The organism is Corallococcus carmarthensis, assembly GCF_003611695.1.
Lineage (GTDB): Bacteria > Myxococcota > Myxococcia > Myxococcales > Myxococcaceae > Corallococcus > Corallococcus carmarthensis.
Window position 1 is genome coordinate 1 of sequence record NZ_RAWE01000048.1, and the last position, 26,749, is coordinate 26,749.

Genomic DNA, 26,749 nt, shown 5'->3' on the forward strand with positions numbered 1-26,749 from the left:
GCGCTCACGGGCCTGGTGGGGGTGGGCGGCGGCTTCCTCATCGTCCCCGCGCTGGTGCTCCTGGTGGGCCTGCCCATGAAGCAGGCGGTGGGCACCAGCCTGCTCGTCATCGCGCTCAACTCCTTCGTGGGTTTCGCCGGCTACCTGGGCCACGTCGAAGTCCCCTGGCTCTACCTGGGGATCTTCACGGCCATCGCCGTGGCGGGCATCCTCATGGGCACCTGGGCGTCCCACTACGTCTCCCAGGCGGCGCTCAAGCGGGCCTTCTCCGTCTTCCTCGTCGTGATGGGCGTCTTCATCTTCTTCAAGAACCGGGCGGCGCTCACGCACCCGGGCGATGCGCAAGCGACGCCCGCGGCCGCCACGGCGGCAACGCCCCGGTGAAGTCCCTGTCAGTTCAAGGAGAGGCGGATACTCGCGCCGTTGACCGTGCTCACGATCGTCATCCGTGCGTCACCCGCCACGGCAGCCGCGCGCGAACCTCCGAGCCCCAGAAAACGAAAAAGGCCGGCTGCCACAGGGGCAACCGGCCTTCTTCTTCTTGGAGCCGACATCCGGATTTGAACCGGAGACCTACTGATTACGAATCAGTTGCTCTACCAACTGAGCTATGTCGGCGCACCGAAAGCGGCGCGTAAGTACCATCCGCATCCGGACCCGGCAAGGAGTTTCTCCGCGCCTTTTCAAGCGCCCTCCCCCACGCCCGCTTCTATCCCCCAGAAGCCCTGACATTCATGACACAGCGCATCTGGCGGAGTGACACACCGCGTCGGCTAAGTCCGCGACTTTTCTCCATTATTTGGAGAAATGGTCGCCTGCCAGCGCGGTTGAACTCGCGTGGCGCCTATGCACATAAGGGCACCGCTTTCCCCAGCGGCCCCCATTCCAGGTGGGCCCTCAAGGAGCACGTTCCATCATGGCCAGCGAAGAGACTTTCATGCGCGCCCCGGCCCCTACGCCCAAGCGCACCATCTACACGGAGGCGATGGAGATCTTCCACTTCGCGGCGGATCTCATCGGCCTGGACAAGCGGGTGCGTCTGGAGCTCGAAGAGCCCGACTACGAGCACATCTTCTACGTCACCGCGAAGCTCAAGGACCGCCTGGTCCCCCTGCTCCCGGAGGAGGCCAAGACCTTCGCGGACCTGCCCGTCACCCAGGTGCGCAACCCCGAAGGCCTGGAGCGCCTGGCCAACGGCAACCTCATCCTGAACGGCCGCGCCCTGCTGGGCTCCGACGTCGCCATCCGCCACGGCCACCTGCGCCTGCCGGACGGGCTCGTCTACCAGCTGGTGCCCGGTGAGTCGCAGCGCTTCAAGGCCTACCGCGTCCAGCACAACCAGGCCCGCGGCCCGTACAAGGGCGGCCTGCGCTACCACCGCGAGGTGTCCCTGGACCTCTTCAAGGCCCTGGCCGCGGAGATGACCTGGAAGACGGCCATCGCGGAAGTGCCCTTCGGCGGCGGCAAGGGCGGCATCCAGCTGGACCCGCGCGAGTACGGCCGCGAGGAGATCGAGGCCATCACCCTGCGCTTCATGTACCGGCTCAAGAGCCTCATCGGGCCGAACATCGACATCCCGGCGCCGGACGTGGGCACCAACCCGGAGATCATGGCGCTGCTCTACCGCCAGTTCTCCGACGGTGAGCGCGAGCGCCACAACCTGCGCGGCATCGTCACCGGCAAGGACGTGCGCATCGGCGGTTCCGAAGGCCGCGGCAAGGCCACCGGCCAGGGCGTCGCGTTCTGCATCGAGGACTACTACGCCGACCGCGGGGAGAGCGTGAAGGGCAAGACCTTCGTCCTCCAGGGCTTCGGCAACGTGGGCAGCCACGCCGCCATCATCCTGTCGAACATGGGCGCGCGCCTGCTCGCGGTGAACGACGCCGACGGCTCCGTCTTCAACGGCGACGGCATCGACGTGAACGCGCTGGCCGCCTACGTGGCGGACCCCAAGAACCTCAAGCGCTCCGTCATCGGGTTCCCCGGCGCCCAGCGCATCGAGAAGAAGGACCTGTGGGACGTGCAGGCGGACATCCTCGTCCCCGCCGCCCTCGGTGGCGAAATCACCGCGGACGTCGCGGAGCGCCTCAAGGTCAAGCTCATCGCGGAAGGCGCCAACGGCCCCACCACCCCGGAGGCCGACCGCGTCCTGCAGAAGCGCGGCATCGAGCTCATCCCGGACATCATCGCCAACGCCGGCGGCGTGACGGTGTCCTACTACGAGTGGATCCAGAACAAGCGCATGGAGCGCTGGAGCGAGGCGGAAGTCGATCAGCGCCTCGAGCGCGCCATGAAGCGCAACTACCGCATCATCCGGGACATCTCGCGCAACCAGCCGCGCAAGACGGAGATGCACGACAGCCGCCCGTACTGCATCGGGAAGACCGTGGACAGCCGCTGCGCCGCGATGATCCTCGCGCTCAAGCGCATCGAGGCCCACTACCTCCTCGAGGGCTTCTCGCAGTAACCGGTCCGTCCGGCTCCCGCTTCGCCCCCCGGGGCACGGTGTCTTCCCTCTTCACAAGGGGAAGGGCCGTGCCCCGTGGTGTTTCAGTGCATCACCCGCTCGCGGTCCACCAGGAGCAGCGGCGCGTCATCCAGGGTCTCGTAGGCCACGATGCGCAGCCCCACCCCGCGGCTGTTGCCGGGCCGCCCGTCCTTGCGGCCAAAGGCCAGCGCCACCTGGTAGCGGACCTCGCACAGGCACGTCATCTCCGTGCCGTCCTCGCCCGCGAACGTCACCTTCAGCTTCTCGCCCAGACCCAGCGAGTCGCGCACCTCGATGAACATGCCCCGCGCGCTGATGTTGCGGCCAATGCCCCGCATCATCCCGTCCTGCGTGGACAGGTACACGGTGAAGATCTTGTCGAAGCGGAGGTTGGAGCGGCGTTCCTGGGGCTGCGTGTTCATTCGGGGAGGGCTCCGAAACAGGTGGGGACAGGGGCAAACTACACGGTAGCCAGATGTAGGCAAATAATCACCTACATCCACCCTGACACACCATGACGCACGCTGGCGCACCCTGTTCCGTTTCACGGGAAAGCGCTGCCCCCGGCGCGGCCTTCAGTGGCAGCATCCGAGGGCTGTCCATCCCCCCTTTTTCCGGGAGTTTCTCTCCGTGAACCGCTTCCTGGCCGCCGCCTTTGCCCTCCTTGTGCCCACGCTCGCCCTGGCCGACGTGGACTCGCGCTTCGCGAAGCTGCGTGACGAGTCCGAGCCCCTGGGCGGGCTGGGGGCCTTCCTGGAGAAGTACGTGGGCGAATGTGACGGGGCGCTCGTGGATCCGCAGTGCAAGCAGCAGGCGGAGGCCTTCCGCAAGAAGTACACGGGCAAGCGCCTGTACATGATCGTCACCGAGGACGACGCGGGCATGCTGTCCGCGGGCGACTTCAACCCCGGCACCAACGAGTACACCATCAACATCACGCCCTTCTTCGCGGGCGGGAAGTACGGCATGAGCCACGGCGCGCCGAAGAAGGCGGACGCGCAGGGCAACCCGGTGATGAACTACCTCACGGTGAGCGGCACGGCGCCGGAGATGTGGAACGGCGGCACCTTCCAGCGCGTCTTCAGCACCCGGGGCGTGCGCGCGCAGGTCGTCTTCACGCCGCAGTCGGTGTGGACGCTGCCCAAGAAGGGCGGCGGGAAGAACTACGGCGTCAACGCCCGCATCGAGGCCATCCTCGTCACCGAGGGCCGCACCGGCAACCAGATGGGGCTGTGGATCAACGGCAAGGACGCGGCCGCGAAGTAGCGCGGCCGGCCGCGGCGTTCAGCGGGCGATGGCGATGTACTGGAGCGCGTCGCCCCGCTGGACGCGCAGGAGGATGCTGGCCCCGGCGCTGCCCCGCTCCAGGGCGGCCTTCACCGCGGCGGTGTCCTTCACCCGGCGGCGGTTCACCTCCATGACGACGTCGCCCGCGCGAAGGCCGGCCTGCTCCGCCGGGCTGCGCGGCAGCACGCCGGACACGAGCGCGCCCAGGAAGGCCTCGTAGCCCAGGGGCGCCGCCACCTCCGGCGTCAAATCCCGCAGCACCAGCCCCAGATCATTCGCGGAGCTGCCGCCCCGGTTGGAGAGCCCTTCGGTGGCCTCCTGCGCGGGCCGGGCGACGAGCCGCACCGCCACCTCCTGGGTGCCGCCGTCGCGCAGCAGCGTCAGCTTCGCCTCCGTGCCCGGCGCCAGGAGCGCCACCTTGCGCAACAGCTGGAGGTAGCTGCCAATGGGCCGGCCGTTCACCGCCACCAGCCGGTCCCCGGGACGGATGTGCGCCTGGGCGGCGGGGCTGCCCCGGTAGACGTCCTTCACCACCGGCGCCGTGGCGGTGGCGTCCGCGCCGTCCTCGTTGATGACGACGCCCAGCCAGCCGCGCTCCAGCTTCCCGTTCTCCCGCAGGTTGGGCAGCAGGTCCTTGACCAGGTTGATGGGCACCGCGAAGCCAATGCCCTGCCCCTCGCTGATGATGGCGGTGTTCACGCCAATCACCTCCCCCTTCATGTTGAAGAGCGGGCCGCCGGAGTTGCCGGGGTTGATGAGCGCGTCCGTCTGGATGAAGTCGTCGAACTGGCCCACGCCCAGCACGCGCTCCTTCGCCGAAATCATCCCGTGCGCCACCGAGTGGTCCAGGCCGAACGGGTTGCCGATGGCCACCACCCAGTCCCCCACCTCCAGCGCGTCGGAGTCCCCCAGGAACACCGAGCGCAGCGTCCCCAGCCCGGCGCCATTCAACCGCAGGAGCGCCACGTCCGTGGACGCGTCGCGGCCCACCACGTCGGCGGGGAACTCGCGGCCGTCCGCCAGCCGCACGGACACCTGCTGCACCGGCACCTCGCGGGGGCCATCCTTTCCGGGCGTGACGCCGGAGCCGGACGGGTTCACCTCCGGGCCCTGCGCGTTGGCCACCACGTGGTTGTTGGTGACCACGAGCCCGTCGGGCGTCAGCACGAAGCCGGAGCCGGTGGAGCGCTTCACCGCGCCCACCACCGCGCCGGGCGCCACCGTGGTGATGTTCACCACGCCCGCCTCCACCGCGCGGATCAGCGGCGCCAGCGACGTGGGGGGCGTGAAGTGGGGCAGGCCCGCGTAGCCCTTGGGACGCTCGCGCCACAGCGAGGACACGCCCGCGGTGGCAGGGGCGTCCGCCACGGGCAGCGGAGCGGCGAAGAAGGCGATGTGCTCGCGCACCCGGGCCTGGAGCCAGGGCGTGAGCGGATCCTCGGCGGCTCCCGCCACCGGGGCGAGCGCCACCGCGAAAAGGACGCTGAGCAGTCGGACGGACACGGGGCGGCAGCTTACACGGCGGGCCATGGCGTCAGGGCCCAACAGACCGGTGGCCTCCGCCCTTCCCGGCCCGCGCCCCGGATTTCAGGGGACGCGGGCACGAGAGGGACTTCAGGCCTGGGCCGGGGCCACGTACCGGGCGACCTTCACCCGGGCGGGGCGGATGATGCGGTCCTTCAGGCGGTAGCCCGCGCGGAACTCGGCGACCACCTTCTGGTCGTCGGCCGGCACCGGCGTCACTTCCATGTCCGCCGCCTCGGCGATATTCGGATCATACGGGCGCCCCACCACCTGGAGGCGCTCGATGCCGGTGGCCTGGGCCTTGGACAGCAGGCTGTCGCGGATCATCCGCACGCCCTGCACCAGGGGGGAGGTGTCCTGCTGGCTGTTGGCCAGCACCAGGTCCAGCTCGTCGATGGCCTCCAGGAGCGTGCGGGCCACGTTGCCGCGCTCCACGTCCAGCATCCGCTCCCGCTCGCGGGTGAGGCGCTGCTTGAACTCCTCCCGGTCCTTGGTGAGGTCCTGGAGCCCCCGAGCCAGCTCGTTCACCCGGTTGCGCGCCGCCTCCAGCTCCGCCCGGAGCCGCGCCACCTCGCCATCCTGGGCAGCCTCGGCCTGCGTGTCGGAGTCCGCGCCTTCCGCCTGGGTGTCGGCGGGGGCCTGCGTCTCCGGGGTCTCATCGCTGCGGGGATTGCCATCCATTGTCGAACCTGCGCCAGGGGTTGGAAGAAGCGGACCTCGGTGAGCGGCGCGAACCTAACCGCGAGGGAGGCCCTGTCAACGCGCCTAGTGGTTGGAGGGGGCCGCGGGCGGCGCCTCCGCCATGAAGCCGTGATCCACCTGCCCCGTCACCTCGTCGATGATCTCCACCTGGGCGGCGCGCAGGGAGTAGTAGAGGAGCCACCGCTCGGCGGCCGTCAGCGTCCCCGGGGGCAGCGCCTCCTCGATCTCCTGTACCGTGAGCCGGCCGTCCTTCAGGCCCTTGGCGAACAATGCTTTCCGCGCGACGTAGCTCTTCCCAATCCGGTTCTCCACGGCGACGCCTCCTTGTCGTTGGAAAGTAATTTCGCCCACCGGTCACCGCAGGCTGGCGGTGGATCCGGTGGGCGAAGGGCTGCCCGGAGGGCAGGCAGGCTCAGCTCAAGAGTCGAGCTTGCCTTCAGCGTGCTGCGTGGGCGGGACGGCCGGCTCGGACTCCGTGCCCCCCACGGGGTGCGCGGAGATGACCGTGCGGGCCTCGGGGTGGAGCAGGCCGCGCTGCGCCTGCACCTTGGGCCCCAGGATGGTGATCATCGCCTCCTCCTCGATGACCTCCGTCGCCAGGAGCCGCGCCGCCAGGGCCTCCACCTTCTCGCGGTTGACGTTGAGGACCTCCCGGGCGCGGTCGAGCGCCTCGGAGACCATCTTGCGGACCTCTTCGTCGATCATCCGCGCCGTCTGCTCGGAGTAGCTGCGCGTCTCCGGCAGGCCCGCGGAACGCAAGAAGCCCGGTCCCTGTTCACCGCTCAGCGCCACCGGACCCAGCGTGCTCATGCCGTAGTCGCGGACCATCATCTTGGCGATCTCCGTCGCCTGCTTGATGTCGTTGGACGCGCCGGTGGACACCTCGCCGATGAAGATCTCCTCCGCCGCGCGGCCGCCCATCATGCCCGCCATCTTGTCGCGCAGTTCGTCCAGCGACATGAGGTAGCGGTCCTCCAGGGGCAGCGACATGGTGTAGCCCAGCGCCGCCAGGCCTCGCGGGATGATGGACACCTTCGTCACCCGCTCGGCGTAGGGCAGCATCCAGCCCACCACCGCGTGGCCCGCCTCGTGGTGCGCGACGATCTCCTTCTCGCGCTCGTTCATGCGGCGGTTCTTCTTCTCCAGACCCGCCACCACGCGCTCGATGGCCTCCTCGAAGTCCGCCCGCATCACCGCGTCGCGGTTCTTGCGCGCGGCGAGCAGCGCCGCCTCGTTCACCACGTTGGCCAGGTCCGCGCCGGCGAAGCCCGGCGTGCGCGAGGCGATCTGCTTGAGGTCCACGTCCTGGCCCAGCTTCACGCCCTTGGCGTGGATCTCCAGGACCCGCTCACGGCCGCGCTTGTCCGGACGGTCCACCAGCACCTGCCGGTCGAAGCGGCCCGGGCGCATCAGCGCGCTGTCCAGAATCTCCGGACGGTTCGTCGCCGCCAGGATGATGAGGCCCGCGCGGCTGTCGAAGCCGTCCATCTCCGCGAGCAGCTGGTTGAGCGTCTGCTCGCGCTCGTCATGGCCGCCGGCCACGCCCGAGTTGCGGCTCTTGCCGATGGCGTCCAGCTCGTCGATGAAGATGATGCACGGCGCCTTCGCGGTGGCCTGGGCGAAGAGGTCGCGGACACGGGCCGCGCCGACGCCCACGAACATCTCCACGAACTCCGAACCGGACAGGTTGAAGAAGGGCACGCCCGCTTCACCCGCCACGGCCCGGGCCAGCAGCGTCTTGCCCGTGCCCGGAGGGCCCACGAGCAGCACGCCCTTGGGGATGCGGCCACCCAGACGGCGGAACTTCTCCGGCGTCTTGAGGAACTCGACGATCTCGCGGAGCTCGTCCACGGCCTCGTCCACGCCAGCCACGTCCTTGAAGCCCACGCCGGTGTCGTTTTCCGCCTGCACCTTCGCGCGCGTCTTGCCAAAGGACATGACGCTCTGCGGACCCTGGCCCATGCCGCCGGACATCCGGCGCATCATGAAGCTCCAGAAGAGGATGAGCAGGCCCATGGGGATGAGCCAGATCCACAACACTTCACTGAAGCTCGACTGCGGGACGGCCTCGAACTGGATGCCCTTCTGCTCCAGCAGGGGCACCAGGCCCTCGTCACCGGGGACGCGGTAGGCCATCCACGGCAGGGCGCTGGGCTCGCTGCGCAGGGTGCCGCGCTCGCCCGGAGGCGGCTGGGCATTGTCCTTGAGGAAGCCCTTCACCCACTCATTGGAGATCTGCACACGGCTGAACTGGTTGTTCTCCACCGCGTCGCGCAGTTGGCTGTACGACACCCGGCGCACGCCCGCGTCCTGAAACACGTTCCGGAACAGCAGGAACCCCAGGACGAGCAGGAGGATGTAGCCCAGTGGTGAGCCGAACTTGAACCCACCTTTCGTGGGTGTTGGCTTGTCGCTCTTCTTTCCGCGCGGGCCCATCCCCGGCGGCAGGTCCTGTGGCTTCATCGTCGGCACGCTCGCCCTCCCCCTCCCCCGTACACACGACACCATGTCGTATGACGGTTCCCTCAGCCGGCCAAAGATGGTCACCCCCGCCAAGCCGTCAACCGCAGGGCGTGACAGGACGACGACGAACGCGGGCCCGACTGTCCGATCAGCGGCAGTCGACGCGGACCAGGGGCTCCCTTGCGAACTCACTGCCCAACAGGTAACCGCGCCCGTCCTCGAGGAACGTCACGGCCTCGGCCTGGGCCTGGCTGGCTCCCGGCACTTCCACCACCTGCGCCTGGACGAAGTCCTCCAGCCGCTTCGCGTCCGGGCGGCGCAGCTCCCAGACGCGGGTGTACGTGCGCACCAGCAGGCGCTCGCCGGAGGGGTGCAGGGCGGCGGCGGTGGACAGGCGGTCCACGTCATCCGGCACGCGCAGGGTGCCCAGCTTGCGAGCCTTGCCCATGCCGCCGGGCTTCAGGCCCTCCACCGCGTACAGGTCGCCCAGGGACGCACGCGTCTTCGTGAGCACGCCCACCTGGCCGGAGCGGGTGTCGACGATGAGTGACTCGGCGTCGTGAGCGCCGTCCTCATAGGTGAAGGGCAGCGACTCCACCGGGAGCGTGGCGTCCGCGACGGTCGCGGGCTCGGGCAGCCGGAACAGCCGCACCTCCTTGCGCCGCTCGAAGTTGTCGCCGGTGTCCGCCAGGAAGATGCAGGACTCCTTGCCGCCGGGCGCGCACGGGCCGACGGCGATGTCCTCGATGTCGCGGGGGTCCGCGCCGGTGAGCTTCAACGTGGCCTTCACCGCGCCCGTCTCGTCCAGGGCGAACAGCTCGAAGGCGTTGTTGGAGTCGTTGTGTCCCCAGAAGATGCCCGGGTGCTGCTGGCTGGCGGCCAGCCCGGACAGCTCCGGGACCTGGCGGGGCACGGCGCCCGTCTTGCGGCCGTCCGCGTAGATCACGCAGCCCTCCATCCCCGTGGCGGGCACCTGCTGCATGCCGGCGTCCGGCGCGTTGGCGCCGGTGGGGGTGGGACGGGAGCTGGAGCAGGCGGCGGACACGAGGAAGCCCGCGGCGGCGAGGAAGCGCGTGGAGGGACGCACGGTCAGTGGTCCAGGTCCAGCAGCCGGGCCAGCGTCTTCGCGTCCGCGTCGGGGAAGCGGTACTGGCCCATCTCCTCCAGCGCCACCCAGCGGTGGTCGTGCACGCGCAGGTGGTGGATCTCCGCGTCCGGGTGGCTCAGGCGGCAGCGGAACACGCGGAAGTCGATGTCGTAGGTCGGGTACTCGTGGCGGGTGTGCATCACCTGCTCGAGCACCTCGATGTGGACCCCCATCTCCTCCTGGAGCTCGCGGGCGAGCGCCACCGCGTCGTGCTCCCCCTCCTCCACCCGGCCGCCCGGGAACTCCCACAACAGGGGCAGCGACGCGGTGGGAGGACGCTGGGTGATGAGGTAGCGACCCATCTCGTTCTGGAGCATCGCGCCGACGACTCGCACGTGACGACGGGTCATTCACTTCTCCTCGATTGGGGTCCCAAAGATGGACGGCAGGGTGCGGCGGCGTAACACAGCGCCTGCCCGGCGCCAATGCGCAAGGCCCCTCCTTGGGAGCAGCGTGCGCATGGCCGGGACGCGTGGCCACCCCGCCCGGCCCCGTCCTGGAGGGGCGGGTCCGGAGTCTCGGCGTGGGGGCTCCGGAAGGCCCGGTGGAGGGCTGGACCCTGGGGGGAGCGGGCTGTTGGGGACTTCACGTCAGGAGGAGGCGCTCCCCGGCCGGGCCGCCATCCACGAGGGGGGCGTGTGGGATTCAAGTGACGCGAGGGCCGGATGGCGCCATGCTCGGGGGATGACACAGAGTCGGAGAGAGCGGGCCGAAGCGCTTGGCGCCGCGCTGAAGGCAGCGCGGCAGCAGGCGGGGCTCTCCATGGAGGAAGTCGCCGAGCATCTGGAACTGGGCGTGGAAGTCCTGGCCCGCGTCGAGCGAGGGGTGATGGTCCCCACCATCCCCACGCTGAGCCGGCTGTGCGCCCTGATGAAGCTGGATCCGGACAGCCTGCCGGACCTCCCGGAGCTGAGTGATTGACGCGTCTGGCGGGCCCCTCTCCGGCCCGCCGGCGCGCCGCCCGTCTCTTCAGCCCAGCCGCCCCACGAGGTGCGGCTTCCCCTCCTCCGACAGCACCCGGAACGCCACGCCCGCGGACTCGCGAGCCGTCTGGAACGTCACCCGGGAGGGCAGGAGGAGGGGCTTCTTGAAGTCGCAGTCCAGCCCCAGCGCGTCCGCCTGGGCCGCCTCCCCCAACTCCGACACGCAGCGCGCGAGCGTCCACATGCCGTGCGCGATGGCACGCGGGAAGCCGAAGGGCTTCGCGGTGATGGCGGTGAGGTGGATGGGATTGAAGTCGCCGGAGGCCCGCGCGTAGCGGCGCCCGGTATCGGCGGGGATGCTCCAGGGCGAGGGACGGCTGGACGCGAAGCGCGCGTCGTCCGGCGGCGGGGCCTTGCGAGCGCCATCCGCGTCCTTCCGGGTGGCATGGCGGCGCAGCATGGTGCTGACGGCCTGCCACAGCAGCTCGCCCGTGTCCTGGGACTCCACCCGCGTCTCGATGTCGAACTCGTGGCCGGCGGGCACTTCCCGCTGGCCGTCGAAGCGGCAGGCCACGGTGAGCGCGGCGGTGTCCGGCAGGCGGCGGTGCTGCTGGATGTGGTTGCGCACGTGCACGGTGCCCAGCACGGAGTACGGGAAGTCGGGCAGGCCCAGGAGCTGGAGGTGCAGCGGCGTCGCGAGCACCTGCGGGTACGTGAGCGGCAGGAAGCCGTCGGCGTCGAAGCCGCACGCGGTGCGGTAGCGCTCCAGCAGCACGGGCGACGCGCGGCAGCCATGGGCCCGCAGCGTCAGGGCCGGCAGCGTGGTGCGGCCCCGGGACTTCCCGAAGGGCAGCGCCGCGCGCAGGAGCGTGGCGGGCATCGCCGGGAGCGAGTGCAGGTCGAGGATGGGAGCGGACATGCGGCGGATTCTCCGACACCCGCCCCCGCCGCGCCCGGGATTTGTGAGTCCGCCGGTGTCAGCTCTTGAGCCCGTGCCGGCGCAAGAGCCGGTACAGGTAGACGCGGTCCATGTCCGCGGCGGCGGCGGCCTGGGACACCTTGCCTCCGTGCAGCTTGAGGAGCGCTTCGACGTAGTCGCGCTCGAAGGACTCCAGCGCCCGGCGCCGCGACTCCGCGTACGTCAGCAGCGGGTCCACCGCACGGGAGGCGGGGACCAGGGGATTCGCGGCATCGGGCGCCGTGGGTGGCAGCGCGCTCTGGAAGACGAGGCAGCGCTCCAGGTGGTTGCGCAATTCGCGCACGTTGCCCGGCCAGGCGGCGCGCTGGAGCCGTGCGAGGAAGTCCGGCGTGGTGAGCTTGGCGAGCTGTTCGGGCGTGGCGCCCAGCCCCGCGAGGATGCGCTCGACGATGAGCGGGATGTCCTCCGTGCGCTCGCGCAGTGACGGAATCGGGATGCCCACCACCGCGAGGCGGAAGTAGAGGTCCGCGCGGAAGCGGCCCGCCTGGACCTCCTCGCGCAGATCGCGGTGCGTGGCCGCGATGACGCGCACGTTGACCGCCTGGTACGTGTTGGAGCCCAGCCGGCGGATCTCCCGGTTCTCCAGCACGCGCAGCAGCTTCGGCTGGAGCTCGGCGGGCAGTTCGCCAATTTCGTCCAGGAAGATGGTGCCGCCGTCGGCCTCCTCGAAGGCGCCCACGCGGCGCTGGATGGCGCCGGTGAAGGCTCCCTTCTCATGGCCGAACAGCTCGCTCTCCAGGAGGTTGGGCGGGAGCGCGCCGCAGTCCACGACGAGGAAGGGCGCGTTCGCGCGGGCCCCGGAGCGGTGGATGGCGTGCGCCGCGCGGCTCTTGCCCGTGCCCGTCTCCCCTTCCAGCAGCACCGTGGCGTTGCTCGCCGCCGCGCACGCCATGCGCTCGAAGCTGGCCCGCGTCGCGGCGGAGGTGGCGACCAGGTCTCCGAAGGTCGCCCGCTCCGACGTGGGCAGCGGACCGGGCTCTTGCTTCAATTCAGGGAGCGCTTCCGTCTGCCTTCGCGGCATCGGCAGTGCGTCCTCGAAGTCCGGCCCCATCGCCGGTCGCTCGGGCACCACCACCTCGTCCCGCGCGTCGTGGCGCGCGAGCGGATGGCCCCCCGTGGATCCGCTCCGCCCCCGGGCTCGAGACTGACGCCACCGGACCCCGTCCACGTAGGTCCCCGGACGTTCATCCGGGGCCCGCGCGCGCGCCCCCTTCTGCTCCGGCTTCATCTCGCAGTGGAAACGCGACACGGCGGACTCCTCGTTCGACAGGTTCATTGAGGACACGGTTCCCCCCGGGACCGATGGGCGTGTGGTGGACCGCGCTCAGTAGGCGCGGAGGATCTTCAGACGCCAACCCTGCGGCCACAGCTCGTCGTAGCGGCCGCGGTAGCCGCTGTAGTCCGAGTCGTACCACTGCGACTCGCCCGCGGTGCTCGGCCGCCACACCGCCGTGTAGAGCGTCTGCCCGTTCACCACGAACGGCTCCAGCAGCTTCAGGCGCCAGCCCTGCGGCCACAGCGAGTCATACGTCGCGCGGTAGGAGGCGTACGTGACGCCATACACCTGCAGCTCGCCCTCGGTGCTCGGGCGCCACACGGCCGTGTAGTACGTCTGCCCGTTCACCACGTACGGCTGGAGCAGCTTCAGGCGCCAGCCCTGCGGCCAGAGCGAGTCGTACGTCGCGCGGTACGACGCATACGTGGCGCCGTAGAGCTGGAGCTCGCCCTCGGTGCTCGGGCGCCACACGGCCGTGTAGTACGTCTGTCCGCTCACCACGTACGGCTGGAGGATCTTCAGGCGCCAGCCCTGCGGCCACAGCTCGTCGTACTTCGCGCGGAAGGCCGTGTACGAGGCGCCGTAGAGCTGGAGCTCGCCCTCGGTGCCCGGGCGCCAGACGGCGTTGTAGAGCACCTGCGTTCCCACCACGTACGGCTGCAGCGTGTGCAGGCGCCAGCCCTGCGACCAGAGCTGATCATACTTCTCGCGGTAGTCCGCGTAGGTGCGGGCGTAGGCCTGGATCTCCGACTGCGTGCCCGGCTCCCACACCGCCGTGAAGGTGCCCGGGAGGTTGGGGACGCCCACGTCCGTGTACTGGGTGATGCGGCACGTGGACGTGTTGGGCAGCGGCACCTCATTGCGGCGCAGCGCGCAGGCGCGGATGGCGGCGGCGGCGCTCGCGTTGTCCGCGTCGTAGTACGTGGAACCCGGCGTCATCCAGATGGGCGACGCGGGCGAGTGCGGGTTCTTCGCCACCTCCGACGTCGCGGTCGCGCGGATGCCCAGGTCCAGCGCCACGCCGTCGTCGTAGGTCACCTGGTTGTTCGTGCCCATGCGGTGGCAGCCCAGGCACACGTTGCCGGCGACCTCCACCTTGTAGGCCTTCCACGTCGCGAAGTCGGCGCCGATGAAGCGGTAGGGCTGGTCGCGGTTGAAGCCGAAGTCGCCCGCGCCCGGCAGCTTGTTCACGCCGGTGACCTGCGTCAGGTACGGCGAGCGGACGATGGCCCCGTTGTCATGGCAGCGCACGCAGCGGATGGACGCCGTGTCCGCGGGCGTCTTCCAGCTCCACGCGCCCGTGCCCTTGGAAGGCGCCTTCACGTCCGCGCCGTAGAGGGTGCCCAGCGCCTGGTAGAAGCAGGTGGCGCCGTTCTTCTTGTTCGTCTGGATGACGGCGATGTCGCCGTAGTAGTTCGCCGCGTTCCCCTGCTTGCGGCAGTGCGCGACGATGGACACGTCCGCCGTGTCCTTCAGCACCTGGAAGCGGCTGCCCGGATCACACTGCTGGTTGAGCCGGTTGGGCCGGTCACACTTGCCGTTGACGTGATTCGTCGTGGGCACCACCGTGCCCAGCTCGCAGTTGAAGTCCGGCACCGTCGCGCCGATGGCCGCGTCACACTTGGCCGCGTACTGCTCCAGCGTGTCCGACAGCGCCGACGTCTGCTGGGCGAGGACGGGCTCATCGGAGGACGACACGAGCCGGTGCTCGGCGTTCATTCCAGTGCCATCACCACACGCGCCCAGCCCGGCCGTGACGGCCAGGCCCAGCAGGGCCCACACCGCACGCAACGAAGTCTTCATGACGAATGCCTCTCGCTTCCCTGGAGACACGGCGACGACGCGCGCGTGGAGGCATGCCTTCCGTCAGCCGACGGCTGGACCTGTGGCCCGGGACCCCTCCCGGGCATGTTCCTGCACCCCTCATGGGGCATTACGCCGGGGCTTCTGGATATTCCCGGACATTTCCCCCGGGCTTTTCGGCGGGGTCAGCGCACCGTGAGGTCCACCACGAACTCCGCGGCGGTGTCCCCCTCGCGCGCCGCGTCCACCACGTCGGGTCGTTCGTCGCCCACCCACAGGCCCAGCACGTCGTAGACCAGCCACTGCGCCAGGGATCGGGACGCCCCCTGCGCGGAATCGCGCGGCACGCCGGACAGGGCGCCCTGCGCCTCCATCAGGGCCCGCGCCAGCCGCGCGGGCACCACCCAGCACTCCGGGCGCACGAAGGCAGGCACCAGGAAGAGGCAGAACGCGGCCTCCGTGCGCGTGAGCAGCGCATCCAGGCGCTCGCGGCCCAGGCGGAACGTTGGCAGCCACTGCCCCTCTCCGCGCTGCTCCAGCTTCGCCACCGGCACGCGGACCACGCGGCGCGTGCGCACGAAGCCCTCGCGCTCCACGGACACGACGAAGGCCACCTCCGTGGCCCCGTCCGTGGGCGCGGCCGGCTGACGGTGCACGGCCATGGACAGGGACAGCGGTGAGGCCACCAGCGAACCCAGGTCCGCCTGCACGCGCTCCAGCTCCGAGCGCAGGCCTTCGAGCAGCCCCGCGACCAGCTCCGACGTCTCCTCGCGGAAGCGCTGCGGATGACGCTGGGCGGCTTCCGCCTCCACGCGGCCCACCGCGCCCACGAGCAGGTCCTCCAGGTCGCGGTCGCGCAGCCACGTGCGGCCGCCCACGGGCACCGCGCGCGTCGTGTGCAGATGGCGCAGGGAGGCGGTCAGCGTCGTGGGCTCGGAGGGCTCAAAGGGAGGCGCGTGCTTCCCCTGCCCTGCTCCGGCCTGGAGGAAGGACTGGAGCGCACGGGCGCGGAAGCGGGCCCGGGGGGACGGGTGCTCCAGCAGGCGGCGCACCTGGCGCCGGTCCGTGGCGGTGCGCACCAGGGCCAGCGTGGCCAGCTCCGCCTCCGACGAAGCTTCATCGGGCGCGCACCACAGGAGGAACTCGATGGCCGCCTTGCGCAGCACGGGCTTCCTGCCCATGCGCCAGGTCACCTCCTTGCGCCAGGCGACCAGCCCGTCCAGGCCGGGCCGCGCGGGCGTGCGGAAGCGCGGCCACATCTCCGCGCACTCCTCCGCCAGCCACACCAGGTGCGTGAAGCCGGGCAGTGACTCCAGCTTCGCGCGAGCGCGGGTGCGCCGCTCGAAGGCCTCCGGCACGCCGCGCCGGATGGAGGCACGGAACAGGCGCTCCTCCAGCCACAGGAGCGCGAGCGCCAGCGCGGGCTCGCTCTTGCGCATCGTGCCCTGACAGTGGTCGAGCACGAAGCGCGCATGGCCCAGGTCGGCGGCCGTCTCGAAGTCGCTCTGCACGAGCGCGCCCAGGGCTCCGCGCAGCCCGTCCACCGGAGGCGCGTCGAAGAGCGTGAGCAGGTCGCAGAGGTTCTCCACCACCGCGGGCGGCCCGCCCACCTCCACGGTGCGCGCCAGCAGGAGCCCCGCGCGCGAGCACCAGTCCGGCTCCTTGCGCCCGTTGGGGTAGCACGCGAGGAAGCCGCGCATGCCGCTGCGGCCGTCCGGCGACGTGGCCAGCGCGAAGAGGCGTTCGCCCAGCACTTCACGGGCCTCGGGCCAGGGGATGCGGGCGGCGCGCGTGCGGATGAAGTCGGTGAGCTTGTCGCGGCCGCCGTCGCGGGTGTCGGGGAGCAGGGAGCGCAGCTGCTCCAGCAGGTCCACCGACTTCGCGCCCGTGCCCATGACGTACTTCAGGTCCACCTCCACGGCGTCCTGGAAGCGCAGCGCGCGGCCGTCGTAGGTGCAGGGCACGTCGCGCACCAGCGTCGACAGCGCTTCCGGGTGGCGCTTGAGGTAGCGCGTCAGCACCGTGGACACGGTCACGGTGGTCTCGCGTTGGATGCGTTCGGCGTTCTCCGTGTCGCCCGCGTCGCGGAGCGCCATCACCGCGGCGCGCTGCCGCGCGAGCACCTGCTTCAGCAGGCCCGGGCGCGGATCCTCGTAGGGCCAGAGCAGCTCGTTGAGGGTGGACAGGAGGAAGAGGAGCTCGGCCGGAGTACGCTCGCCAGGGGACAGCCGCTCCCACGCGGCGGCCTGGGCCCGGTTGCGCTCCTCCAACGAAGCACCGCGCACCCAGCGGGCGAAGTCCTCGCGCCAGTCCGCGCTCGACGCCACGGCCTCCTGGGGCGCCGTGGCGGCGACGCGCGCATGGAGCGCCTGGAGTGACTCCGGCCAGGAGGCTTCAACCAACGGCTGCATGCGACCTCGACGGGCTCACCCGGACCTCGGGGGGCTGGCGGGGACCAGGGCCTGGGCCACGGGACTCGGGGCCACGGTGATGACCACGGACTTCGACGTGGGCGTGCGGCTCTTCTCCGCGAAGCTGTCCACCGGCACCAGCACGTTCGCTTCCGGGAAGTATGTGGCCGCGCACTGGCGCGGGATGTTGTACGGCACCACCAGGAACTCGCGCGCCACCCGCGTCTCCCCCTGGAAGTGGCTGGTCAGGTCCACCTTCTGCCCCGCCGTGAGCCCGCGCGCCTTCACGTCCTCCGGGTGCAGGAACACCACGCGCCGCCCCTGGCGGATGCCCCGGTAGCGGTCGTCCAATCCATACACGGTGGTGTTGTACTGATCATGCGAGCGCAGCGTCATCATCAGCAGCTGCCCGGGCTCCAGCCGGTGGCGCGGCATCTCATGCACCGTGAAGTGCGCCTTGCCATCCTTCGTCGTGAAGCGCCCCTCGCGAGGACCGTTGGGCAGCGCGAACCCGCCGGGCTCGAGCACGCGGCGGTTGAAGTCCTCGAACCCCGGGATGCACCGCTGGATGAGCTCGCGCACCCGGCCGTAGTCCTCCACCAGCGACAGCCACGACACCTTCGAGCGCGCCCCCAGCACCGCCTGCGCCAGCCGGGCCACGATGACGGGCTCGCTGAGCAGGTGTTCGGACGCGGGGGCCACGGCGCCGCGCGACGCGTGCACCATCCCCATCGAGTCCTCCACCGTCACGAACTGCCGCCCCGCGGCCTGCACGTCGTGTTCGGTCCGTCCCAGGCACGGGAGGATCAGCGCGCGCTTTCCATGCACCAGGTGCGCGCGGTTGAGCTTCGTGGACACGTGCACCGTGAGCCGCGCACGGCGGAGCGCCCGCGCGGTGAACTCCGTGTCCGGCGTGGCCGACAGGAAGTTGCCGCCCATGGCGAAGAACACCTTCACGCCCCCGTCATGCAGCGCCTGGATCGTCCCCACCGTGTCCAGCCCGGTGTGGCGTGGCGGCGCGAAGCCGAACTCGCGCGACAGCGCGTCCATGAACTCCGGCTTCGCGTGCTCCCAGATGCCCATGGTGCGGTCGCCCTGCACGTTGCTGTGACCGCGCACCGGGCACACGCCCGCGCCCTGCTTGCCGATGCTGCCGCGCAACAGCGTGAGGTTCACCACCTCCTGCACGTTGCCCACCGCGTTCTTGTGCTGCGTGAGCCCCATGGCCCAGCAGAAGATGGTGCGCCCGGAGCGCGCCAGGATGTCCGCCGCCGCCTCAAGCTGGTCTCGCGGCACCCCGCTCTCCTCCACCACGTCGTCCCAGGACACGGTGCCCAGGTGCGCCGCGTACGCGTCGAAGCCCGCCGTCTTGCTCGCGACGAAGGCCCGGTCCACCACCGTACCCGGCGCCTTCGCCTCCCGCTCCAGCAGCGCCTTGCCCAGTCCCTGGAGCAGCGCCACGTCGCCGTTGATGCGCACCTGGAGGAACAGCTTGTTCAGCGCCGTGCCCGGGCCGAACAGGTGCAGCACCTCCTGCGGGTGCTTGAAGCGGTTGAGCCCCGTCTCCGGCAGCGGGTTGACGCTGACGATTTCACACCCCCGGCGCGCGGCGGCCTGGAGCGCCGTCAGCATGCGAGGGTGGTTGGTGCCCGGGTTCTGCCCGATGACGAAGATGGCCTGCGCGTGGTCGAAGTCCTCCAGCGTCACGGACCCCTTCCCAATGCCAATCGTCTCCGAGAGCCCCGTGCCGCTGGACTCGTGACACATGTTCGAGCAGTCCGGCAGGTTGTTGGTGCCGAACTGCCGAACGAACAGCTGATACAGGAACGCGGCTTCGTTGCTCGTGCGGCCGGACGTGTAGAAGGCCGCCTCGTCCGGAGACCCCAGCGCGTTCAGCTCCTCCGCCACCAGCGCGAAGGCCTCGTCCCAGGAGAGGGGCGCGTAGTGCGTCGCGCCCTCGCGCAGCACCATGGGGTGCGTGAGCCGGCCCGCCTTGCCCAGCCACAGGTCGGACTGCTCCGCGAGCCGCGCCACGCTCCACTCGCGAAAGAACTCCGGCGTCACGCGCTCCTGCGTGCCCTCCTCCGCCACCGCCTTCGCGCCGTTCTCGCAGTACTCCTGCACGGAGCGGTGGGACGGATCAGGCCAGGCGCACCCCGGACAGTCGAAGCCGTCCTGCTGGTTGATCTTCCAGATGAGCTTGCCGCCGCGCCACGGGCCCGCTTCCCCCAGCACATGCTTGAACGCGCTCAGGACCGCGGGGACCCCGCCCGCCACCGTCTTCACCGGCCCCACGTCCGGAGGCCGGGCCTCCAGCGGTGGCTGCGCCGCCGGCACCGCCAGTGCGTTCCCCTCCCCGTCCTGTCCCTGATCCATGTCCCACCTCTTCGCGCGGCGCGACTCTACCGCGCCCGCGCGTTCCCGACAGGCGGGGGGCTTGGCGCGGCTCTCCCGGTATCACCCGGAAACTGGCATTCCAAGCTTCCCGGGACTCATGCAGGATGTCTCACAAGCGGCGTGCCCTTGAGAGGCGCCCGCGCCCCCCGCAGTCCTGGAGTGCCTTCACATGAACGCCATCCGTCCCTTCGCCGCCGCCGCGCTGCTCCTGTCCGCCCCTGCCCTGGCCGCGCACAGCATCCAGTCCACCCACGGTCTGTACATCGGCGACAACACCGGCACCTACCCGGCCTCCGGCGTCAACCTGAACATCAGCTGGAACGAGAGCACCTTCGCCGCCTACGCGAGCTTCCACGGCGTCGCCAACGGCAACACCTACGACTTCAACCTGGTGGGCTCGTCCGTCACGTCCGTCACCGCCTTCAACATCACCGGCCTGTGGAACATCCAGCGCAATGGCGTGCTCATCTGCGCGGGCTGCACCGGCAGCGCCTATGGCCTGGACGCGTCGGTGGGCAACGCCATCAAGTTCTACGACAGCACCTACCGGTACCACTTCAGCGCCTACGTGGACGCGCGCCAGGACTACTGACGCACGGCGTCCAACAGGTCACGGGGGGACGTCCGCCATGCACGGCGGCCCCCCGCTGCCCCGGGGGTTCGGTTAGGGTGCCCGCCAAAGCGCCCCTTCCTGGCGCCCTCTTTCCAGGAGTCTTCCGCATGTCCCGCATCATCCGCGCCTCTCGCGGCACCACCCTCTCCTGCAAGGGCTGGGTGCAGGAGGCCGCGCTCCGGATGCTGATGAACAACCTCGACCCGGACGTGGCCGAGCAGCCCGGGGACCTGGTCGTCTACGGCGGCACCGGCAAGGCCGCCCGGGACTGGCCTTCGTTCGACCGCATCGTCGCCAGCCTCCAGAGCCTCACCGACGACGAGACGCTGCTCGTGCAGTCCGGCAAGCCCGTGGGCATCCTGCGCACGCACCCGGACGCGCCGCGCGTGCTCATCGCCAACTCCAACCTCGTGGGCCACTGGGCCAACTGGGAGCACTTCCACGAGCTGGAGAAGAAGGGCCTGATGATGTACGGCCAGATGACGGCCGGCTCGTGGATCTACATCGGCACGCAGGGCATCCTGCAGGGCACCTACGAGACCTTCGCCGCCGCGGGCCGCTTCCACTTCGGCAGCGAGGACCTGGCCGGCCGGCTCATCCTCTCCGGCGGTCTGGGCGGCATGGGCGGCGCGCAGCCCCTGGCCGCGACCATGAACAACGCCGTGTTCCTGGGCGTTGAAATCGATCCGCACCGCGCCCAGCGCCGCGTGGAGACGCGCTACCTGGACGTCGTGGCCAAGGACCTGGATGAAGCGCTGGCGCTGGCGAAGGACGCGCAACAGAAGCGCGTGGGCCGCTCCATCGGCATCATCGGCAACGCGGCGTCGGTGTTCCGGGAGCTGTACAAGCGCGGCATCAAGCCGGACCTCGTCACGGATCAGACGAGCGCGCATGATCCGCTCAACGGCTACATCCCCACGGACCTGTCGCTGGAGGCCGCCGCGGAGCTGCGCAAGCGCGACCCCGAGGGCTACGTGAAGCGCGCCCGCGAGTCGATGATCATGCACGTGCAGGCCATGAACGACTTCCAGGCCGCCGGCAGCCACGTGTTCGACTACGGCAACAACCTGCGCGGCCAGGCGAAGGTGGGCGGCATGCAGAACGCCTTCGAGTTCCCCGGCTTCGTGCCCGCGTACATCCGCCCGCTGTTCTGCGAGGGCCTGGGGCCCTTCCGCTGGGTGGCGCTGTCCGGAGACCCGGAGGACATCCGCCGCACGGACCGCGCGGTGCGCGAGCTCTTCCCCCAGAAGGCGTCGCTCAACCGCTGGCTGGACATGGCCCAGGAGCGCGTGGCGTTCCAGGGCCTGCCCGCGCGCATCTGCTGGCTGGGCTACGGCGAGCGCGCCAAGGCGGGCCTCGCCTTCAACGAGCTGGTGCGCAAGGGCGAGGTGAAGGCGCCCATCGTGATTGGCCGCGACCACCTGGACTGCGGCAGCGTGGCGTCCCCCAACCGCGAGACGGAGGCCATGAAGGACGGCTCGGACGCGGTGGCGGACTGGCCCATCCTCAACGCGCTGGTGAACGCGGTGAACGGCGCCTCGTGGGTGTCGTTCCACCACGGCGGCGGCGTGGGCATGGGCTACTCGCTGCACGCGGGCCAGGTCATCGTCGCGGACGGCACGCCGGAGGCCGCGCGCCGCATCGAGCGCGTGCTCACGTCCGACCCCGGCATGGGCGTGCTGCGCCACGCGGACGCGGGCTACCCGGAGGCCATCGACGTGGCGAAGGAGCGGGGCGTGCGCATTCCCGGCCTCACCGCCTAGAGTGCGCCGGATGCCAGTTCGCGTCCGAGCCTTCGTGATGACCGCGGTGATGGGTGTGCTCGCGGCCTGCACACCCACCACCGCCGGGCCCATGGTGATGCGCATGGGCCCGGGCCTGCCCCAGGAGAACTTCTTCCAGGTGGGCGTGCGCGCCGGCCCCCGCCTCAACGCCCCGCAGCTGTCGGAGCGCGGGGAGAACGACGCCTTCCAGGGCGACGCGAAGCCCTTCGTGGCCAACCAGTGGGGCATCGCCCTCGACGGCTCGGTGACGGTGCCCGTGAGCGAACGGCTGGCGTGGCACCTGGGCCTGCAGGGCGAATTCGTCGGCCTGCCCGTGCCCGCCTACGGCGTCTACACCGGCGTGTCGTACTACATCGGTTCGGAGCGGCTGGGCCTGTCGCCGGCCCTCTCCCTGCGGGGCGCGTCCGACTTCGGCCTGGGAGAGAACGACAGCACCAGCAGCCTGTTCGGCGCGGAGGCCACCTGCGCGTTCACCGTGCAGCCGGAGCCCGGCATGTCGCTGGGCCTGGTGCCGTTCATCAGCGTGCAGCAGTCACTGGTGAACCCCGGCTCGCAGGTGACGACGTACTTCTACGGCGCCGTGGTGGCGGCGCAGCTCAAGTTCGGCGAGACGCGCACGAAGCTGGAGCTGTCCGGCGGCTTCGGCCGGGCGCACTCGGGCGACACCAGCTGGAACGCGCCCGTCGTGGGCGCACGCGGAGGACGCTGAGCATGGAAGCCCTGGACCTGTGGGTGCGCAACACCTCCGAGGTGCTCACCGTGGAGGGCACCCACCGCGAGCCCGCGGAGACCGCCCTCACCCCGCGCCCGGGAGCGGGCATTGGCGTGAAGGACGGACGCGTGGCCTACGTGGGCCCGGAGGCGGGCCTGCCGAAGGGCGCGCTCACGGACGCGACGGAGGTCATCGACGCCGAGGGCGGCTTCGTGGGCCCGGGCTTCGTGGATCCGCACACGCACCTGGTGTTCGCGGGCGAGCGCTCCCACGAGTTCGACCTGCGCAACCAGGGCGCCACGTATCTCGAAATCGCGAAGGCGGGCGGCGGCATCGTCAACACGGTGAGCGCCACGCGCGCCGCGAGCGAGGAGGAGCTGGCGACGCTCGCCCTGCCCCGCCTGGAGCGGCTGCTCGCGCAGGGCGTGACGACCGCCGAGGTGAAGAGCGGCTACGGCCTGTCCCTGGCGGATGAGCTCAAGATGCTGCGCGCGGTGCGCCGGCTGGGTGCGCTGTCACCGCTGGAGCTGGTGCCCACGCTGCTGTGCGCGCACGCCGTGCCCGCGGAGTACAAGAGCCGCCGCGCCGAGTACTTGGACCTGTGTATCAACGAGATCTTGCCCGCCGTGGCGCGCGAGGGCCTGGCGCGCTTCTGTGACGTCTTCACGGAGGAGAGCGCCTTCACAGTGGACGAGTCGCGCCGGCTGCTCAACGCGGCCAGGGCGCTGGGCCTCACGCCGCGCCTGCACGCGGATCAGCTCACCGCGTGTGGCGCATCAGCGCTCGCCGCGGAGGTGGGGGCCGCCAGCGCGGACCACCTGGAGCAGGTGACGGACGAGGGCATCCGCGCGCTCGCCGCCGCGAACGTCACCGCCGTGCTCGTGCCCACCTCCACCCTCTTCCTGCGCATGCGCCCCTACGCGCCCGGCCGGAAGCTGCGTGACGCGGGCGTCAACATTGCTTTGGGTTCCAACGTAAATCCCGGTTCTTCCATGACGGAAAACACGGCCCTGGTGCTGGGGCTCGCCTGCCTGGAGAACGGCCTGTCAGCCGCGGAGGCCTACTGGGCCGCCACCCGAGGGGCCGCGCAATGCTTGGGGTTGCAACGGCAGGGGCGTCTGGCCGTAGGTGATGCGGGCGACCTGGTGGTGTTCGCCTGTCGCAGTTACAGGCATCTGCCTTATCATCTGGGTATCAGTCACGCGCGCGTGGTGGTGAAGGGTGGACGTGTGGTGTTTCGCGCGCGAATGAATCACTGCCCCTGAGTGGATGCCGCTGAACAACTGGCATCGGCCGAGGGGGCAGGTGGAACTTCCCTCGTGGGCCGGCCGTTGTAGAGATCAGCTGCCACCATGTGCCGATTATTTGGATTCAGATCCGCCGTTCCCGCCGCGGTCCACACTGCTCTGGTGACCGAGAGGAATTCCCTCCTCATCCAGTCGCGTGAGCACAAGGACGGCTGGGGCATCGCTACCTATGGCCCGGAGTGCGCCCCGCTCGTCGCGCACGGCGTGGGTCCCGCGCACAGCGACCCCGACTTCGAGCGCGTGTCGAGCCAGGTCTCCGCGCGCACCGTGGTGGCGCACATCCGCCAGGCGAGCGTGGGAGCGGTGGAGCTGCGCAATTCGCACCCGTTCCACTTCGGCCGCTGGTCCTTTGTGCACAACGGCACGCTGCGCGAGTTCGCGAAGCACAAGGCCACCGTGGAAGGGCTCATCCACCCGGAGCTGCGCGTCAACATCAAGGGCACCACGGACAGCGAGCGCTGCTTCTACCTGTTCCTGTCGCGGCTGTCGGCGCGCGGGCCGCTCGACGGAACAGTGAGCGTGGAGGCGATGGCGCAGGCGCTCGCGGAGACGATGACGCTGGTGTCCACGCTGACGGACGTGCCGGGAAGCCGCGAGCCGAAGGAACGCTCCGCGATGAACTTCCTCGTCACGGACGGCGAGGCGATGGTGGCCACGCGCCGCAACCGCACCCTCTTCATCTCCTCCGGCATCGGCGGCTGCCCTGAAGGCCTGCGCGCGCCGAACACGGGCGTGCCGCTGCAGCAGTTCCTGGTCGCCAGCGAGTCGCTGTGCGGCGGGCCGCACTGGGTGCCCGTGGATGAAGAGGACGTGGTGGGCGTGGACTCGCGGCTCGTGTTCCACCGCTGGAAGGTGCAGACGCTGGCGGACGGGGTGCTGAACCCGCGGCCGCAGGCCCAGCACTCCGTGGCCTGATTCAGCCCAGCCACGCCTCGAGCAGCGCCGCCGGACGCGCGCCGAAGGCCTCCACGTCGAGGCTCCGCGCGTCCTCTCCCGCATGGCGGAGCGTGACGCGCAGGAAGTCGCGCGGCGCGGCCTGGGGGATGCGGTCCAGCCACTCCACCAGCATCGCGTGATCGCCTCCCACCAGGTCCAGGAACCCGGTGGCGTACAGCTCGTCGTAGTCCGTCAGGCGGTAGAGGTCCGCGTGGTACAGCGGGATGCGGCCTTCGTACGGGTACACGATGGCGAAGGTGGGACTGGCCACCTCGGACTGCGCCACGCCCGCCCCTTCCGCCACGCCGCGCACCAGGTGCGTCTTGCCCGCGCCCAGGTCGCCAACCAGCCCCACGAAGTCCCCGGGCTGGAGCAGCTGCCCCAGCTTCACGCCCAGCCGGTGCGTCTCCTCCGGCGAAGGCGACACCAGCCGCCGTGAGCGCGTGGGCTGCGCCGCACCGCTCATCGTTCCCACCGCACCCAGACGTGGCCCAGGCCCACCAGGAGGTCCGTGGCGATGAGGCCCATCAGCCCGCGCTGCTGGGCCATCAGGTCGCCCGCGAGCCCGTGCGCGTAGACGGCCGTCCACGCGGCCCTGGGCAGCGGGATGCCCTGCGCGAGCAGCGCGCCGCACACGCCCGACAGCACGTCACCGGTGCCGCCGGTGGCCATGCCCGCGTTGCCCGTGGGGTTGATGAACACGCGGCCGCCTGCCTCCGCGATGAGCGTGCGCGACCCCTTGAGCACCACCGTGACGTTGAGCGACGTGGCCATGTTGAGCGCCACGCCCACGCGGTGCGCCTGCACGTCCTTCGTCGTCCGGCCCCACAGCCGCGCCATCTCCCCGGGGTGCGGCGTGAGCAGCACGGGCCCCTTCGCCCGGCGCAGCACCGTGAGGTCCTCCGCCACCGCGTTGAGCGCGTCCGCGTCCAGCACCGCGGGAACGTCCACCGAGGCCAAGAGGTCGCCAATCAGCGCGCCCGTCTCCGGACCCCGGGGGATGCCCGGGCCCATCACTAGCGCGTCCTTGCCCTCCAACGCGGCCTTGAGTGCCTCCAGGTCGCCCTTCCCCAGCGGGCCTTCACCGGGCAGCGCGACGCCCATGATCTCCGGCGAGTGCGCCATCACCCACGGCAGCGCCTCCGCGCGCGTGGCCACCGTGACGAGCCCCGCCCCGCTGCGCAGCGCGGCCAGGGCCACCATCGCCGCGGCGCCCGTCTTGCCCGGGCTGCCCGCCACCACCAGCACGTGGCCGTAGGTGCCCTTGTGCGAATCCGCGCGGCGCTTGGGCAGCGCCTCCCGCGCGTCCTTCTCCTCCACCCGGAACAGCTCCGCGCCGGACACCGCGCGCGTGGACTCACCGCCCAGGCCGATGTCCACCCGCCGCACGTCGCCGCACAGCGAAGCACCGGGCTCCAGCTCATGCGCGGGCTTCACGAAGCCGAAGGCCACCGTGACGTCCGCCTCCACGCACGGCGAGAAGGGCTCCGCGGTGTCGCTCTGCAGGCCGGACGGCACGTCCGCGGCCACCACCTTCGCCCCCGCGCGCCGCCACCGCGCCACGGTGCCAAGGGCGTCCGCGAAGACGCCCTCGGGCGCGCGCTTCAGGCCGGTGCCGAAGAGGGCATCCACCACCACGTCGCCCGGGCCCGCCTCCGGCAGCGCCTCGAAGGCACGCGGCGACTCACCGAAGCCCTCCAGCGCCTGGAGGTTGCGCTTCGCCTCCGGGGTGAGCTTCCCGGTGTCCCCCACCAGCGACACCACCACGCGAGCGCCCCCCTCCAACAGGAAGCGCGCGGCGACCAGGCCATCCCCACCGTTGTTGCCGGGGCCGCAGAGCACCGTGAAGCGCCCGCCCTTGCCCGCGACACTCCGGGCGGCCTCCGCGAGCGCCCGGCCCGCGTTCTCCATCAACAACCCGGACGGCATCCCGTGCTGGTCCTGGGCGGCCTTCTCGGCCTCGCGCATCTGGTTCGCGGTGAGCACGCGCTGCATGG

Annotated in this window: 23 protein-coding genes and 1 tRNA gene; 9 read left to right on the forward strand and 15 right to left on the reverse strand. The window is 70.7% G+C overall.

The window, feature by feature from the left end; translation table 11 throughout:
• Window positions 1–384, forward strand: a 384-nt coding sequence (locus D7X32_RS15490) for a sulfite exporter TauE/SafE family protein (RefSeq protein WP_147450166.1), incomplete at its 5' end; no start/stop codon positions are given.
• A 158-nt stretch (window positions 385–542) separates the two neighbouring features.
• On the opposite strand, the gene D7X32_RS15495 is transcribed toward D7X32_RS15490, so the two are convergent.
• Window positions 543–618: transfer RNA gene (locus tag D7X32_RS15495), tRNA-Thr, on the reverse strand.
• A gap of 298 nt (window positions 619–916) precedes the next feature.
• Here D7X32_RS15495 and D7X32_RS15500 point away from each other — a divergent pair.
• A complete protein-coding gene (locus D7X32_RS15500; protein ID WP_120603322.1) occupies window positions 917–2,467 on the forward strand; it encodes a Glu/Leu/Phe/Val family dehydrogenase in 1,551 nt (516 codons plus the stop codon).
• Window positions 2,468–2,550: 83 nt separating this feature from the next.
• Here D7X32_RS15500 and D7X32_RS15505 read toward each other — a convergent pair whose 3' ends face one another.
• The gene (locus D7X32_RS15505; RefSeq protein WP_120555309.1) at window positions 2,551–2,910 is read right to left on the reverse strand and encodes a PilZ domain-containing protein; all 360 of its coding nucleotides are present in this window, start codon (window positions 2,908–2,910) and stop codon (window positions 2,551–2,553) included.
• Window positions 2,911–3,118: 208 nt separating this feature from the next.
• Here D7X32_RS15505 and D7X32_RS15510 point away from each other — a divergent pair, with 208 nt between their 5' ends.
• Window positions 3,119–3,754, forward strand: coding sequence for a DUF6066 family protein (locus tag D7X32_RS15510; protein WP_120603323.1), 636 nt, complete (start codon window positions 3,119–3,121; stop codon window positions 3,752–3,754).
• A gap of 18 nt (window positions 3,755–3,772) precedes the next feature.
• Here D7X32_RS15510 and D7X32_RS15515 read toward each other — a convergent pair whose 3' ends face one another.
• The 6 genes from D7X32_RS15515 to D7X32_RS15540 form a co-directional block, all read right to left on the reverse strand.
• The gene (locus tag D7X32_RS15515) at window positions 3,773–5,305 is read right to left on the reverse strand and encodes a trypsin-like peptidase domain-containing protein (protein ID WP_120603324.1); all 1,533 of its coding nucleotides are present in this window, start codon (window positions 5,303–5,305) and stop codon (window positions 3,773–3,775) included.
• Window positions 5,306–5,389: 84 nt separating this feature from the next.
• Window positions 5,390–5,980: a nucleotide exchange factor GrpE gene (locus tag D7X32_RS15520; RefSeq protein ID WP_120603325.1), complete on the reverse strand. Its 591-nt coding sequence runs from the start codon at window positions 5,978–5,980 to the stop codon at window positions 5,390–5,392.
• 84 nt (window positions 5,981–6,064) lie between these two features.
• On the reverse strand, window positions 6,065–6,313 hold the full coding sequence (locus D7X32_RS15525; protein ID WP_120527041.1) for an RNA polymerase sigma factor region1.1 domain-containing protein: 249 nt from the start codon (window positions 6,311–6,313) through the stop codon (window positions 6,065–6,067).
• Window positions 6,314–6,418: 105 nt separating this feature from the next.
• Window positions 6,419–8,464 (reverse strand): ATP-dependent zinc metalloprotease FtsH, encoded by a 2,046-nt coding sequence (gene ftsH, locus D7X32_RS15530; RefSeq protein ID WP_438358963.1) that lies wholly within the window; start codon window positions 8,462–8,464, stop codon window positions 6,419–6,421.
• 148 nt (window positions 8,465–8,612) lie between these two features.
• Window positions 8,613–9,551: a hypothetical protein gene (locus D7X32_RS15535; RefSeq protein WP_439329000.1), complete on the reverse strand. Its 939-nt coding sequence runs from the start codon at window positions 9,549–9,551 to the stop codon at window positions 8,613–8,615.
• Between the two features lie 2 nt (window positions 9,552–9,553).
• Window positions 9,554–9,961, reverse strand: coding sequence for a (deoxy)nucleoside triphosphate pyrophosphohydrolase (locus D7X32_RS15540; protein WP_120603327.1), 408 nt, complete (start codon window positions 9,959–9,961; stop codon window positions 9,554–9,556).
• Between the two features lie 334 nt (window positions 9,962–10,295).
• Here D7X32_RS15540 and D7X32_RS15545 point away from each other — a divergent pair, with 334 nt between their 5' ends.
• Window positions 10,296–10,532: a helix-turn-helix domain-containing protein gene (locus tag D7X32_RS15545; protein WP_043321491.1), complete on the forward strand. Its 237-nt coding sequence runs from the start codon at window positions 10,296–10,298 to the stop codon at window positions 10,530–10,532.
• Between the two features lie 48 nt (window positions 10,533–10,580).
• Here D7X32_RS15545 and D7X32_RS15550 read toward each other — a convergent pair whose 3' ends face one another.
• The 5 genes from D7X32_RS15550 to D7X32_RS15570 form a co-directional block, all read right to left on the reverse strand.
• The gene (locus D7X32_RS15550; RefSeq protein ID WP_120603328.1) at window positions 10,581–11,453 is read right to left on the reverse strand and encodes a MaoC family dehydratase; all 873 of its coding nucleotides are present in this window, start codon (window positions 11,451–11,453) and stop codon (window positions 10,581–10,583) included.
• A 58-nt stretch (window positions 11,454–11,511) separates the two neighbouring features.
• Window positions 11,512–12,789: a sigma-54 interaction domain-containing protein gene (locus D7X32_RS15555; RefSeq protein ID WP_120603329.1), complete on the reverse strand. Its 1,278-nt coding sequence runs from the start codon at window positions 12,787–12,789 to the stop codon at window positions 11,512–11,514.
• Window positions 12,790–12,837: 48 nt separating this feature from the next.
• Complete coding sequence (locus D7X32_RS15560) at window positions 12,838–14,592, reverse strand: hypothetical protein (protein WP_147450167.1); 1,755 nt, start codon at window positions 14,590–14,592, stop codon at window positions 12,838–12,840.
• Between the two features lie 185 nt (window positions 14,593–14,777).
• A complete protein-coding gene (locus tag D7X32_RS15565) occupies window positions 14,778–17,003 on the reverse strand; it encodes a hypothetical protein (RefSeq protein WP_120603331.1) in 2,226 nt (741 codons plus the stop codon).
• Between the two features lie 15 nt (window positions 17,004–17,018).
• Window positions 17,019–19,379, reverse strand: a complete 2,361-nt coding sequence (locus D7X32_RS15570; protein WP_120603332.1) for an FdhF/YdeP family oxidoreductase — start codon at window positions 19,377–19,379, stop codon at window positions 17,019–17,021.
• Between the two features lie 190 nt (window positions 19,380–19,569).
• Here D7X32_RS15570 and D7X32_RS15575 point away from each other — a divergent pair, with 190 nt between their 5' ends.
• The 5 genes from D7X32_RS15575 to D7X32_RS15595 all read left to right on the forward strand — a co-directional run bounded on the left by D7X32_RS15575 (window position 19,570) and on the right by D7X32_RS15595 (window position 24,731).
• Window positions 19,570–19,992: a hypothetical protein gene (locus tag D7X32_RS15575; protein ID WP_120603333.1), complete on the forward strand. Its 423-nt coding sequence runs from the start codon at window positions 19,570–19,572 to the stop codon at window positions 19,990–19,992.
• Window positions 19,993–20,120: 128 nt separating this feature from the next.
• Complete coding sequence (gene hutU, locus D7X32_RS15580) at window positions 20,121–21,776, forward strand: urocanate hydratase (RefSeq protein WP_120595766.1); 1,656 nt, start codon at window positions 20,121–20,123, stop codon at window positions 21,774–21,776.
• A 10-nt stretch (window positions 21,777–21,786) separates the two neighbouring features.
• The gene (locus tag D7X32_RS15585) at window positions 21,787–22,506 is read left to right on the forward strand and encodes a hypothetical protein (RefSeq protein ID WP_120603361.1); all 720 of its coding nucleotides are present in this window, start codon (window positions 21,787–21,789) and stop codon (window positions 22,504–22,506) included.
• A 2-nt stretch (window positions 22,507–22,508) separates the two neighbouring features.
• Window positions 22,509–23,774 (forward strand): imidazolonepropionase, encoded by a 1,266-nt coding sequence (gene hutI / locus D7X32_RS15590; protein ID WP_120603334.1) that lies wholly within the window; start codon window positions 22,509–22,511, stop codon window positions 23,772–23,774.
• A gap of 87 nt (window positions 23,775–23,861) precedes the next feature.
• Window positions 23,862–24,731 (forward strand): class II glutamine amidotransferase, encoded by an 870-nt coding sequence (locus D7X32_RS15595; RefSeq protein ID WP_120603335.1) that lies wholly within the window; start codon window positions 23,862–23,864, stop codon window positions 24,729–24,731.
• A gap of 1 nt (window position 24,732) precedes the next feature.
• Here the strand turns inward: D7X32_RS15595 and tsaE are convergent, their stop codons facing one another.
• Together tsaE and D7X32_RS15605 are read right to left on the reverse strand one after the other, a co-directional pair.
• The gene (gene tsaE / locus D7X32_RS15600) at window positions 24,733–25,218 is read right to left on the reverse strand and encodes a tRNA (adenosine(37)-N6)-threonylcarbamoyltransferase complex ATPase subunit type 1 TsaE (protein ID WP_120603336.1); all 486 of its coding nucleotides are present in this window, start codon (window positions 25,216–25,218) and stop codon (window positions 24,733–24,735) included.
• Window positions 25,215–26,747, reverse strand: coding sequence for an NAD(P)H-hydrate dehydratase (locus tag D7X32_RS15605; RefSeq protein WP_120603337.1), 1,533 nt, complete (start codon window positions 26,745–26,747; stop codon window positions 25,215–25,217). The genes tsaE and D7X32_RS15605 overlap by 4 nt, the downstream gene beginning before the upstream one ends.
• Window positions 26,748–26,749 lie beyond the last annotated feature (2 nt).